At 65.1% G+C, this 12,787-nt stretch carries 13 protein-coding genes; 7 read left to right on the plus strand and 6 right to left on the minus strand.

Annotated elements, in window-relative coordinates; genetic code table 11:
- Positions 1–22 precede the first annotated feature (22 nt).
- On the minus strand, positions 23–688 hold the full coding sequence (locus tag ACQY4S_RS10730; RefSeq protein ID WP_428485190.1) for an isochorismatase family protein: 666 nt from the start codon (positions 686–688) through the stop codon (positions 23–25).
- A gap of 299 nt (positions 689–987) precedes the next feature.
- On the opposite strand from ACQY4S_RS10730, the gene ACQY4S_RS10735 reads away from it, so the two are divergent.
- Positions 988–1,272, plus strand: a complete 285-nt coding sequence (locus tag ACQY4S_RS10735; RefSeq protein ID WP_428485191.1) for a hypothetical protein — start codon at positions 988–990, stop codon at positions 1,270–1,272.
- A gap of 105 nt (positions 1,273–1,377) precedes the next feature.
- On the opposite strand, the gene ACQY4S_RS10740 is transcribed toward ACQY4S_RS10735, so the two are convergent.
- From ACQY4S_RS10740 to ACQY4S_RS10750, 3 genes are all read right to left on the minus strand, one after another.
- Entirely contained in the window at positions 1,378–1,767 is a 390-nt protein-coding gene (locus ACQY4S_RS10740) for a BrnA antitoxin family protein (protein WP_428485192.1), read from the minus strand.
- 182 nt (positions 1,768–1,949) lie between these two features.
- Positions 1,950–3,491, minus strand: a complete 1,542-nt coding sequence (locus ACQY4S_RS10745; RefSeq protein ID WP_428485193.1) for an acetolactate synthase large subunit — start codon at positions 3,489–3,491, stop codon at positions 1,950–1,952.
- Between the two features lie 162 nt (positions 3,492–3,653).
- The gene (locus ACQY4S_RS10750; protein WP_428485194.1) at positions 3,654–4,085 is read right to left on the minus strand and encodes a nuclear transport factor 2 family protein; all 432 of its coding nucleotides are present in this window, start codon (positions 4,083–4,085) and stop codon (positions 3,654–3,656) included.
- A 107-nt stretch (positions 4,086–4,192) separates the two neighbouring features.
- Here ACQY4S_RS10750 and ACQY4S_RS10755 point away from each other — a divergent pair, with 107 nt between their 5' ends.
- The 6 genes from ACQY4S_RS10755 (at position 4,193) to ACQY4S_RS10780 (ending at position 11,742) form a co-directional block, all read left to right on the plus strand.
- Complete coding sequence (locus tag ACQY4S_RS10755) at positions 4,193–4,822, plus strand: pyridoxamine 5'-phosphate oxidase family protein (protein ID WP_428485195.1); 630 nt, start codon at positions 4,193–4,195, stop codon at positions 4,820–4,822.
- 475 nt (positions 4,823–5,297) lie between these two features.
- The gene (locus tag ACQY4S_RS10760) at positions 5,298–6,836 is read left to right on the plus strand and encodes a porin (protein WP_428485196.1); all 1,539 of its coding nucleotides are present in this window, start codon (positions 5,298–5,300) and stop codon (positions 6,834–6,836) included.
- 322 nt (positions 6,837–7,158) lie between these two features.
- The gene (locus ACQY4S_RS10765) at positions 7,159–7,566 is read left to right on the plus strand and encodes a DUF3576 domain-containing protein (protein WP_428485197.1); all 408 of its coding nucleotides are present in this window, start codon (positions 7,159–7,161) and stop codon (positions 7,564–7,566) included.
- Between the two features lie 602 nt (positions 7,567–8,168).
- Entirely contained in the window at positions 8,169–8,432 is a 264-nt protein-coding gene (locus ACQY4S_RS10770; protein ID WP_428485198.1) for a hypothetical protein, read from the plus strand.
- A 107-nt stretch (positions 8,433–8,539) separates the two neighbouring features.
- On the plus strand, positions 8,540–9,880 hold the full coding sequence (locus tag ACQY4S_RS10775; RefSeq protein WP_428485199.1) for a trypsin-like peptidase domain-containing protein: 1,341 nt from the start codon (positions 8,540–8,542) through the stop codon (positions 9,878–9,880).
- Between the two features lie 302 nt (positions 9,881–10,182).
- On the plus strand, positions 10,183–11,742 hold the full coding sequence (locus ACQY4S_RS10780; RefSeq protein ID WP_428485200.1) for a glycosyltransferase family 9 protein: 1,560 nt from the start codon (positions 10,183–10,185) through the stop codon (positions 11,740–11,742).
- Here the strand turns inward: ACQY4S_RS10780 and ACQY4S_RS10785 are convergent, their stop codons facing one another.
- Positions 11,743–12,120: a histidine triad nucleotide-binding protein gene (locus ACQY4S_RS10785; RefSeq protein WP_428485201.1), complete on the minus strand. Its 378-nt coding sequence runs from the start codon at positions 12,118–12,120 to the stop codon at positions 11,743–11,745. It lies immediately after the preceding gene.
- 178 nt (positions 12,121–12,298) lie between these two features.
- A complete protein-coding gene (locus tag ACQY4S_RS10790) occupies positions 12,299–12,787 on the minus strand; it encodes a phosphoribosyl-ATP diphosphatase (RefSeq protein WP_428485202.1) in 489 nt (162 codons plus the stop codon).

Here is a 12,787-nt window from a genome sequence, read left to right on the forward strand (position 1 = left end):
GCCGCCTTGCTTACAACCGGTGTCAGATGGCCTCGGGACGCGGCAGCCCGGCGATCTGCTGCAGACACGCCCGCAGATCCACCACATCGGCGTAGCGCCGGCCGACGTCCTGAAGGTTGGCGACGTGCGGCCCCTCGGCAACGTCGCCGACGCAATCCTCCGGCACAATGACGCGGAAGCCGAAGCTGAACGCATCGATCACGCTGGCGCGGACGCAGCCGGAGGTGGTGCAGCCGGTAATGATGATCGTGTCGCAGCGGTTGCGGATGAAGATCGGCGCCGCGGCGGTTTGGAAAAAGATCGAGGGCGCGGATTTGCACAGGATGTAGTCGTAATCGCTATCCGCGATGCGCGGATCGAGGCGCGCCTGCTCCGAGCCATGCCGCAACTCGTCCAGCACCGGCGGCACTTTCCAATGCGGCGCGTCACCGCCGGCGTAGGCGGTGTAGCAGCTCACCACCGGCAGGCGGGCGGCACGGGCGGCGGCCAATAATGGGGCGGTGTTGCAGACCGCACGGTCCGTCAGCGCCGCGCCGCCCAGTGGAAAACGAGGGTCGGTGAAGCCGAGTTGAAAATCCACGACAGCGACGCCGATCCGCTCACCAAAGCCGACCGAACGGCCGCCGTAGCCGCGCTTGGCATAATCATCCATGGCGATCGCCCTCTCCGGTTTAACCAGGACGTTCATGCAAGTCGCGTGCCAGGATCATCCGGCGCATCGGCGCCGCCTCAAGCGGTGAAGCAAGCGTCCCAGCCATTGAATAGGCCGATACCAACGCTGGCATGAACGACCGGACGAGGCATTGGTTTGGACGCGACCGACGCATGATTGTATGCGAACGATGCGACCCGTTAACCATTTCTTAACCCCTTCCGGGTAATCTCCTTCTCGGCGTCCTCTCCGGGTTTTGTAGCCGACCTGGGTTTCATAAGTTTGGTCCTGATGATCCCGCTGCTCAGATTAAAGATGGGTTTTTCGAGTCGACAATGATTACAGACGAGCCGGATGAGGACGCCAACTCTCTTGATGATGCGGCACTTGGCAATGCCTATCTTGATGCTGGGTCACCTGGCCCGGATGCGGCTGCCGCCGCGGTGGACATACCCGAATGGCCAGCCAACGGGACACACGACATTGGCTTCGCCCTGAACCCGACAACACTGGCCTGGTTCAAGAACAACCACCTCGACTGGCGGCGGGAAATCGGTGTTGTCTTGAACGCCTGGGTCATCGCGCAAATGCCGGAGCAAGACGCATCCCCAACCGGCTGATGGCGGCCAGGTTCTACTGACCACAGCCGGTGTCATCCGCCAGTTGCCTTCTGTAACCTCAAGCCAAACCCTGCGGAGCCTAGGTTCTGGCGCTTCGCCGGCGTGCTATCGGGCGCGCTTCCCACTGGTGATGGCGCGCGATGACTTGGCGCTGGCGACGACCCGATCGTCGATTTCCACCTCTTCCCGCGCATGCATGAAGGCCTTCAGCACTTCATTGATCCGGGTCTGGTAGCCGGCACCAAATCCGCGGAAAAAGCGCAGGACATCGGCATCCAGACGCAGACTGACAGCCAACTTCGGCTCCCGCACGTCGAACACCAGATCGGCCGCCCACCCGGCATGTTGTTGGCTAGGCGCGGCGGATTGAGCGGAATGAGGCTGTGTCTGAGGTGGGGCCTTTGAAGCTGATAAACGGGCCCGAGCCTGAGAAGGTGCGACCTTGCTCTGCCGCTGCTTGGACGTTGAACGCGTGCTACGCTCAGCTTTAGCCATCTTGATATCCTCCCGTAGAACACGAGCCTGGTTGGTTCCGGGCTCGATTGCACCGTCTTGCCGTGGCCTGTCGAGACCGTCAGCCACGGCCGGCGCTACGGGGTGTGTACGCACGCCTGTCGCTACAGTCAAGCGTGGTCTGATCAGCCATGACTTAGGCGCAATGGAGACGATCCGCCACGTCAGATCAGCAGCTCGATCAGGAACGGGCCGGACCGCTTCAGCGCGTGCGCGAGCAGGTCGGCGAAACCCTCCGCCGTATCCGTGCGGGCGGCCTCAACCCCCATCGAGCCAGCCAGACGCGGCCAGTCGATGTCCGGGTTGCCGATATCCAGCATGTCCAGCGCGGTGCGGCCAGGATTGGCGCCGACATTCGCCAGTTCGCCCAGCAGGATGGCGTATTTCCGGTTCGACAGCAGGACGGTGATGACATCCAGCTTCTCCCGCGCCTGGGTCCACAGCGCCTGCACGGTGTACATCGCCGACCCGTCGGCCTGCAGGTTGATCACCCGCCGGCCGGGCGCACCGATGGCGGCGCCGGTGGCCATCGGCATGCCGCCGCCGATCGCGCCGCCGGTCACATTCAGCCAGTCGTGCGGCGGCGCGGCCTGCGTCGCGGCGAAGAACCCCCGGCCAAACGTCACCGACTCGTCGGCGATCACCGCGCCGTCCGGCATCAGCGCGCCCAGCGTGGCGGCGATGGCCTCCGGCGTCGGCGCGCCCCGGCCCGGCTCCGGCCGCGTGCCATTGTCAGGCGCCGCGACTTTCGGGCAACCCAGCGCGTCGGCCACGCGCGCCAACGCTTCCACGATGTCCTGTTCGGGGCGAGCCAGGATATGCACCTCGGCGTCCTCGGGAACCGACGTCTGCACCATATTTGGATAGGCAAAGAACGTGATCGGCTTGCGCGAGCCCGCCAGAATAAGCTGTGTCGTCCCGGCCATCGCCTTGACGGCGGCATCAACGACATAGGGCACCCGCCCGACCGGCAGCCGCCCCTGCCCACGCGCCATGCGGGCGTTGGAGCCCTGGGCGATGACGCGGCAGCCGGTGGCGGCGGCGATACGGTGCGCCAGCGCCAGCCCTTCCTCATGCAGCCCGACACCGCCCAGCAGCAGCACGACGCCCGCCCCGCCGCGACGCAAGGCGGTGACGGCTGCCTCGATCTGGTTGGGCGACACCGGCGGGGTCGGCAGCGCCGGCAGCGCCTCGGCCACCACGCCGCCTTCGTTCCAGGACGTGTCCGACGGCAGGATCAACGTGGCGATCTGGCCCGGCGCGGTCATCGCCGCCTGCACGGCGGCGGCGGCATCGGCGCCGACGGTGCGCACGTCCATCGCGGTGCGCACCCAGCCGGAGACGCCACGCGCCCAGCCTTCGGTATCAGCGGTCAGCGGTGCGTCCAGCGGCCGGTGATAGGTCGCCTGGTCGCCGACAATATTGACGATCGGAGTCGCCGCTCGCCTGGCGTTATGCAGGTTCGCCAGCCCGTTCGCCAGGCCGGGACCGCAGTGCAGCAAGGTCGCCGCGGGCTTGCCGGCCATGCGGGCATAGCCATCCGCCGCCCCGGTCACCACGCCCTCGAACAGGCCCAGCACGCAGTGCAGTCCGGGAATGCGGTCGAGCGCCGCGACGAAATGCATCTCCGACGTGCCGGGATTGGAGAAGCAGGTGGTGATACCGCTTCGCAGCAGCGAGTGCACCAGGCTGTCGGCGCCGTTCATCAAGCTTTTCTCCCGTTGTCATTCCAACGTTGTCATTCCAACTGGGTCATCCCAACGTTGTCATCCCATCTGGGTCGTCCCGTCGGCCCCGCCTCAGGTCGGGTTCCGATGCATCGAGACCCCTAATCGGTTTGGCGCGGATTGGCCAGACCGCCGCCCGCCTCAGTTTCGCCCCTCGGCGATGAAGCGATCGATCCGGCGATGCTGGAACAGCCACTGCCCGTCCCGCTTCACCAGCCGGTCGTCATAGGCGCCGCCCGAGCCGATCGCCGGGCCGGACGGCGTATTCTGGAACAGCATCCAGTTGGATTGCGCCGTGGCGGTATTGCCGGTCAGCGTGATGACGATGTTGGTGGTCAGATGCACCCGCCGAGGCCGCGGGCCGGTGGCGAGGCCGCGCGCCTGGGCCGCGATGCCGGCGTGTCCCGTGCCGGTCCCGAACGCGGTCTCCCACACGCCGTCGGCGACGAACAGCCCGGCCATCGCCTCGAAGCGGTCATTGTCCAGATGAAAACAGTAACGCGCCAGAAGTTCCCGGATCGCGTCCTTGTCAGCGAGGTGTTCCGTCGGGTGTTCCGTCATCGGGGGCGCCATGGTTTCCGCCTTGTCTCGTCCGCCATTCCGGCGCGACTATACGTCTTCCCGTCGCCATGTCACCGTGACCATGTCACCGTGGCGTCGGGCAAAGCAGGAGAATGGACTTGGATGCGATCAGCGGCGATCATCTGATCAAGGACGAAGCGGCGCTGGACGCGCTGTATGGCGAAGTATCGGCGGGCGCGGTCGCCAAGGAGATCGACTACATCCATCCGCATTACCGAGCGATGATCGAAGCTTCGCCGTTCCTGACGATCGCCAGCGTCGGACCGGAGGGGCTGGACGTCACGCCGCGCGGCGATCCGGCCGGCTTCGTCCATGTAATCGATGAGAAGACCTTGCTGATCCCCGATCGGCGCGGCAACAACCGGGTCGACACGCTGCGCAACCTCATCCGCGACGACCGGGTGGCGCTGCTGTTCCTGATCCCCGGCGTCGGTGAGACACTGCGGGTGAACGGGCGTGCCTCGATCTCGGTGGCGCCGGAGCTGATCGGGCGGTTTCCCTATCGTGGCTCGCTGCCGCGATCCGTCATCGTCGTGCGCGCCGAACGGGTCTACTTCCAGTGCCCGAAGGCGCTGATCCGCTCGGAGTTGTGGAACCCGGAAAGGCACATCTCCCGCAAGGCGCTGCCCAGCACGGGCAGGATGCTGGCGGACATCACCCTCGGCCTGGTCAACGGCGAGGAGTACGATCGGAGCTATCCGGAACGGTTGCGCTCGACCATCTACTGAGCGAACCTGCCCAGACCTGATATTCGCGCCTTCCGCGCGGGGCGGCAGTTCGGCGTGAGATCGCCCTGGCGACCGTGCCGGAGACGCTGCCGCGATAAGGCATGACAGGGCAAGTTGCCGACGTTCCCCCCGTGGAGACGCCTGGCACCCCGCTGGCCAGCCCGCCCGATGCCTCGAAGCAACTCGCTCCCGCACGGCTGATCCGCCTCATGCGTTGGCGAACGAGCAGACCGGGAACCTGCCTGAACCTGGGGAAGACCACGGCGAACATCGCTGTGGCCAGGCGCCATTGTGGCGCCGTTGCCACACTGTTTCGGAGATGCCATGTCGCCCTGCTAAAGCGGGTTGCCGGGGCGTAACTGGCCGGTCATTAATTTCGTCCAGGTCTGGCTGCCCCCCGCCTGCTCGCGGGAGTCGACGGGCGGGGCCTCGGGGACATCGCCGGCGAGCCGGTCAAGAAATGGAGGTTTCACAAATGCGCAAGCTTCTCCTGGCCAGCGCGGCCATTATCGGGGCGACCGGCGGCCTGGCGCACGCCCAGGCACCCGCACCGCCGCGAGCGAACCCGTCTCAGGGCCAGTTGGCGGCGCCGTTTGGCGCCGGTCCGGCCGCGAACAACAACAACAACTCCTGGGGCACCGCGAACACGCCGACCGGCAGCGCGGCCGCTGGCCCGCTCAGCACGGTCTACGCGCCGAATGTTGATGCCGTGCCGGCGCCTGGCACCATCGTCATCCGCCTGAATGGCCGCGTGGAAGTCGATCTCACGGCCGACTTCACCAGCCTCGACAAGGGCCGCACCACAACCGGCGCTCCCAGCGGCTACAAGCTGAACCCGCTCGGCATCAGCTCCTACGCTCGCCTCTATCCCGCCTTCGACGGCGTCGCGGCAAACGGCCTGCGCTACGGCGCCACCATCGAGTTGCGTACCAATTTCGGCCCCGCTGACCGCCCGTTCGCGACCTCGGCCGCGAGCGGCGCGGCCAACAGTCCCAGCGCCAACACCAGCGCCGAAACAATCTTCGTCCGCCGCGTCTTCAGCTACCTGGCGGCCGATAACGTCGGTATCGTCCGCTTCGGCCAGGGGGACGGCGTCATCGGTCTGTTCGACAACTGTATCTTCACCACGCAGTGCTGGGACGGCGGTGTCGGCAACTTCAACGGTGGCGCGCTGCAGGACACCACCGCAGGCGGCGGCGTGGGTATCCCCTTCGTCTGGCTGGCGCAGGCCGGCGCCGATTATGGCAACTCCAAGGTCGTCTACCTGTCACCGCAGGTCTACGGCTTCGACTTCGGCATCCAGTACGCGCCGAACGAGGGCAACACCTACCAGAACTCAGGCCTTGGGGTCGGCTGCAACCAAGCCAACTCGACCTGCATCGGCGTCTCGTCCGGCAACGATCCGTCCCGCTGGATCAACCAGGTGGGTGGCGGTCTGCGTTACCAGCAGGTCTTCGGTCCGGTGGACTTCAAGGCCTATGGCTTTGGCGAGACCTCCGGCAAGGAGAACTTGACGACGGCCGCCTACACGACGCCCGCGGTCGCACGAGCCGGAACCGGCGGCGCCAGTGCGCTGACATTGCGTTATGACAACCTGGGCTTCTACAAGGCGGGTGTGGCCGTCACCGCCTTCAACGTCACCGCCGCCGCCGACTACATCGGCGGCGCGGTCAACGGCCAGCTTGCGTTGCGTCCGTCCGGCGGCGTCAACACCAATGCCGTGGTGACTGGCCTGACCTACGCCAATGGTCCCATTACCCTGGGCGCGGAAGTCGGGCTGGTCGATACGCAGGGTGATCCGCGTCTGGTTGGTGTTTCGCAGCGGCACGAATATGAAGTCGCCTTCGGCGGCAGCTACCGGCTGGCGCCAGGTGTCGTGCTGGTGGGCGAGTACATGTATACCCATCGCCATCAGGGCGGGTTCGACTTCGCCAACAACAACGTCGGCGTCGGCGGCAGAACGGTCGATGCCCAGGGCCAGGGCGGGTTGTTCTCCACCGTGCTGTTCTGGTAACGTCTGCCGGAACGTTGACAGAGAAGCGGCGGGCATCGCCCCGCCGCTTTCTTCCGTTGCTGGTCAGCCATCGGCGGCGACCGGATAATCCTGGATTGCGGCTCCGACGAAGTCGGATTAAGACGACGCAATACTGATCGGTTGACCAAGGCAAGCCATCACAATGCGCCGCCCCGCTCCATCCATCCTGCTGCCATTCGTCGCCCTGGTCGCCATGCTGGCCGTCACCGCGTGCTCATCGGACGCCATCAGGCCTAACCCGACACCCCCCAACTTCCAAGGTCTTGGCAGCGGGTCGCCCGGTGATGCCTTGAGCTCACGCGTGGGCGGCGACGACAGCGGAACCATTTTCGGCATTGGCAAAGGGCGCGACCAGAACCGCGGTATCGGCGGCGGCGGCAGCGGCCTTGGCGTCAATGCTTTCCTCTGGCGCGGCGCGCTGGACACCATCGCCTTCATGCCGCTCGCTTCGGCTGATCCGTTCGGCGGGGTTATCATTACCGACTGGTACACCCCACCCGGCACGTCCGGGGAGCGATTCAAGGCAACGATCTATATCCTCAGCCGCGACCTGCGCAGCGACGGGTTGCGCGTGAACATCTTCCGCCAGACGCTGCAGAACGGCCAATGGGTGGACGAGCCGATCGCCGCCAGCACCGTCGGCGACATCGAAAACAAGGTTTTGGCCCGGGCACGTCAGATGCGCGAGCAATTGCAAGCCAGCAGTTGATCACCTAGCCGGAGATTCGTTGCCCAAAGATTCGTTGCATTGCGCATAGGACGCAGGCGGTCGGCCATCCACGTGAAAACGAGCCACTTCCGACCAGATGGTTCGCAGGCCACGCCGAACTTACGTTCCAGGGCGCCCAAGGATGACCACGTTGAACCGAGCCGCGGCAATGGCTCAATCATGCCATCTAGGGCATTTTTACGGTGACTGGAACCGCTCGATCTACCACCCGCCGTCATGGCCGGCCTTGTGCCGGCCATCTGCCCCCCAGCATTTGTGCGCGGATGGCCGGCACAAGGCCGGCCATGACGAATAGGGAAGGCCTGTGCCGTTTTCCAGTCACCGCGAAAGCGCACTAGTGAGACGTGGACTGCTTGATGATGATGGCTTGCTGTGGCCCATCCACCGATCCAGCGGAAAGCTAACCGCCCGGCTATCTAATTTTAACTTGATAAGTTGAACGTTGTCAATGCATTGTCTAGCATTCGGTACATGCACGATCTCTCGCGTCACGGGATCGTGTTAAGTGCGACCATCCTTGCTGATTGAAGCAGCCTGATAACGGCCATAGCTTGGGCGCGATACGTTGATAGGAGCTTAATATGAAGATGGTTCACCTCGCGGCTGCGCTGTTGGCCGGTGGCGTCTTTGCCGCCGCCCCGGCGATGGCTCAGACCACGCCACAGCAGGCCAAGCCGACGCAGAAGTCGATGCAGACGGCGCAGAAGCAACATACTCAGGAAGGTCCGTCCGACGGCGGTTTCGATAGGGCGGGCGGCATCGGGGGCATGAAGCAGCATACCCAGGAAGGCCCGTCCGACGGCGGTTTCGATACAGGTCCGGCAAGCCGCGCCGTGCCCAAGTAGGCAGTTGGCGGATGGTTGCGTGATGGCCCTGGATCGAGGCTCGATCCAGGGCCATTTGCTGTGGTGCCGCTGCCTTCCAAGCTCCAGAAAGGTCATCTGAGCGGGTCATGAAGCGCTTGCGTCTGGTCACCGGGTTACTGATGGTGTTGAGCGTGGCACCGATCCGCCCAACACCGTCCTGGGCCGACCTGCCGCCCAGCCCTGTTGCCAACATCGTCGCGAGGGTCGAGCCGTCCGTTGTGCGGATCATCAGCGTGCAACCGCCGCAAAAGCCCGCCGCCGGGGACCAGGCCGAGGTAAAGGACACCGATGGTCATCCGCAGACAGCAATCGGTTCCGGCTTCATCGTTGACCCTTCAGGCCTGATTCTCACCAATAAGCATGTGGTGGCAAACGCGGTCTCGATTTTCGTCGGGACCAGCGACGGCGACCGCTATCGTGCCGAAGCGGTGGAGCTTACCGGCAAGGCGGATATTGCCCTGCTGCGGATCCATGCCGGCCGCAAGCTGCCCGCGCTGACCTTCGCCGACAGCGACAAGGTGCGCGTCGGAGACTCCGTGATCGCGATCGGCAGCCCGTTCGGCTTCGACGAGAGCGTGACATCCGGGATTGTCAGCGCCGTCAACCGCGACATCATGGAAAGCCCGTTCGACGATTACATCCAGACGGATGCGGCGATCAATCACGGCAACTCCGGCGGCCCGCTGTTTGACCTGGCCGGCGATGTGATCGGCATGAACAGCGTGATCTATGCACCAGGCACCGGCTCGGTTGGTGTCGGCTTCGCCATCCCGTCGAACCAATTATGGTTCGTCGTGGATCGGATAAAAAAATACGGCGAGGTCCGTGCCGGGATGCTGCCGATCCGGACGCAGGCGGTCACCGGATTGATGGCCCAGGCGATTGGCGCACCAGGCCCTGGGGGCGCCCTGGTCGCGGAGCTGGAGCCGCAGGCTGACCAGATGCACAACGCCATCAGGCCTGGCGACGTGATCAGGACGTTCAATGGCGATCCGGTTCTGGATCCGCGGAACCTGGCCCGTAAGGCGGCTTTTACCGAGGTTGGCACTCAGGTCACGCTGGGACTTTCGCGTGGCGCGACAATGTCGTCGGTCGTCGTGCCGATCCTGCCGTTGACGGAGCAAAAGCTGCCACTGCCGGGACAAAGCCCGCCGCCGACGACGCTAGGTCTGCAATTCGCGGCTGCATCGGGCCATGACCAGGCGTCAGGCGTGACGGTCGAAGAGATCGAGCCGTCAGGAAGCGTCGCCGACAGCGGCCTTCAGAAGGGAGACGTGATCGTTCAGGTGGAGCAGCAGGCGGTCTCGACGCCGGAGCAGGCGGTGGCGGCCCTGGCCGCGCGTGTCGCGGCGAAACAGCCCTATGCCGCCGTGCTGGTCCGGCGGGACGGGAAAGAGAGCTGGATCCCCATCGGGCTGCCAGGTTGAAGCGGCCGTACCCAAGACAGCAACGCGTTGAGCGGCGGATGGCTCGTGTTCCGATAGCTGGTCTCGCGCGGATGCCGCGCAACGGTCGCAACCATTAGAGCGGTTTCCAATCAAGTTGCGCCAATTCGTCATGGCCGGGCCTCGTCCCGGCCATGACGGGTTCAAAACGGAGCGACCTGATCGGAATGTGCTTTAACAAGGTTGAAGGCGGTGTTTTGTTCCGCCGTCCTGGTAATTTTGGTCTATTGTTTTGCGGCGTAACCCGGCACAGCGAAGCCCTCTCCTAATCCATGCGGAATTCAATGTTCGCACCCCCGACAGAAGCAGAGCGCCTGGTGGGGGAAGGATTGGCGGCACTGGCGGCGCGGCAGACCCAGGCCGCCGAAGCCGCCTTCGGCGCGGCGCTGAACGTCGAACCGGATCACCCGATGGCCCTGACGAAGCTGGCCGAGATCGCCTTGCGGCGAAAGGATCATGCCCTCGCAACCCACCGGTTGAACGCCGCATTGGCAATCCAGCCACATTTCGCGCCCGCCTGGTGTGAGCTGTCGCAGGCCTGCTGGATGGCCGGGCGGCGACAGGACGCCTTGGCCGCCGCGCGGCGGGCGGTCGATATTCAGCCATTCAACCCGAAGCATCGGCTGCAACTGGCCCAGTTCGCCGCCTGGATGGGCCGGGGGGATGAAACGCGGCGAAGCCTGGCGCCGCTGCTCGATCCCATTGCCTGCGACAGGATGATCCACGCGACCGCTCTCGGCATGCTGGGCGAACTGGCGGTGGCCGAGGGCCATTTCCGCCAAGCCGACCTGCATCTGAAGCAAGCCTTGCGGCTGCTGCCGGCACTGCCCGCGCCCAGGCTGGTCCTGGGCATGAACCAACTCCGCCTGGGCGACTTCGCCAACGGCTGGGCCAACTATGCGGTGCGGGAGCAAGTCACGCCGCTTTATCCGGACGGGCCGCCACCGGCGCTCGGCGCGGTGTGGCAAGGGCAGGATCTGGCCGGCAAGACGATCCTGGTGGCTGATGACCAGGGACATGGCGACTCGATCCAGTTCTCTCGTTACCTGCCGCTGCTGAAGGCGCGCAGGGCGTGGCACATCACGCTGCGAACATTCCCACCCTTGGTGCGGCTGCTGGCGGATGCCGCGCCGGATGTCGCCGTGCTGCCCACCCTGCCGAATGAGGCGCGTTTCGACTATCACTGCACCTCTTCCAGCCTGCCGCGCTGGTTCGGCACAACGCTGAAGACAATCCCCGCGACCATGCCCTGTCCGCGCCCACCGGATGGCTCAAGGCGACCCCGGCGGAAGCGTTGGCAAATCGGGCTGGCCTGGTCGGGTGATGAACGGCACATGCGGGACCATCTCCGCTCGATCCCGGCCGAGGTGTTCCTCAAGCTGGCGGACCAGCAGGACGCACGGTTTCACAGCTTGCAGAAAGACATTCGCCCCAGCGATCTGGCGGCACTGCAAGCCAGGCCGGCGATCAGCCGGACCGTGGAGAAGGCTGGCGATTTCGCCGATACCGCAGCGCTGATCGCGGGACTGGATCTGGTGATCACAGTAGATACGGCGATCGCGCACCTGGCTGGCACGCTGGGCAAACCGGTATGGATCCTGCTGCATGTAGCCCCCGACTGGCGATGGCTGGCCAGCCGGTCAGACAGTCCCTGGTACCCATCTGCTCGGCTGTTCCGCTTGCCGCCGAAGCGGCCTCTTACAGCGGCGCCTCGGCGCGACGATCCCGCTAATGTCGGGCCCGCCGACGTCGGGGTTAGCGATCACGATGAAGGACAATGTGCGGTCTGGGCGCCGCTTCTGCGCCGGGTAGCCGCCGCGCTCCGCACCTTCACCGCCGGCTGATCAGCCCGCTATCATGCGGCCCAGCAACCGCCCGGCGAACAGATGGACGTGGAAATGCGGCACCTCCTGCCCGCCATGCTCGCCCATGTTGGCGAGAATCCGATAGCCCGCCGCCTCCAGCCCCAGTTCCTTGGCGACCTTGCCGACCGCACGCATGAAACCAGCGATTTCATCCGCGCCGGCTGTGGCGCTGAAGTCGGTGAAGGAGCAGTACGGGCGTTTCGGAATCACCAGCACATGGATCGGCGCCTGCGGGTTGATATCGTGGAAGGCCAGCGACCATTCGTCTTCAAACACCTTCTTGCACGGGATTTCCCCGCGCAGGATGCGGGCGAAGATGTTCTGCGGGTCGTAGGGCGGCAGGCCACTGATCGGCATGAGGCGCCTCCTGGAGTGGTTGCGTTAGAGAGCATGATCGCCTGAGGCTGACCCAGTCAGAAGGCGTGAATCACGCGATCAAACAAGGAGTTAAAGCGCGCCTCCTGGGTCAACCTAAACCAATCGCGCTTCAAGGGAAGATATGGCCTGGCAGGCGGACCAAATCCAACCCGGATGCTCACGGAATCTTCGTCGTCCGTAATCCGCGCGGCACGACCAGAGGCTTTGGGCGGCTGGCTTTCTCGGCAATCCCGCTGATGCCTTCCCGCCGTGTCAGCTCGGCCCAGACATCGTCTGCGCTGACGCCAGCGGACACCCACAGTACCAGCAGGTGATACAGCACGTCGGCGCTTTCGGCGATCAGGGCATCGTGGTTGCCGGCCACCGCCTCGATCAGGCACTCGACCGCTTCCTCGCCGAACTTCTGCGCCACCTTGGCGGCACCGCGCGACAACAGACGGGCGGAGTGACTGACCGACGGATCCGCGTCGCGCCGACCCTCGACCACGGCGAACAGCCGATCCAGCACGGTTGCGCCGGACAACGCCTCGATCACGGGAACGGCGACCAGTTCCGACCTCTTCGGCTTGCGCGACGCCTTTCGTGGCGCCTTCCCGGCTGCCTCCCGCGGCCCAGGCAGGACCTTCTTCTTGGCCGATTTTCCCAT

This window comes from Rhodopila sp., assembly GCF_965276935.1.
GTDB lineage: Bacteria > Pseudomonadota > Alphaproteobacteria > Acetobacterales > Acetobacteraceae > Rhodopila.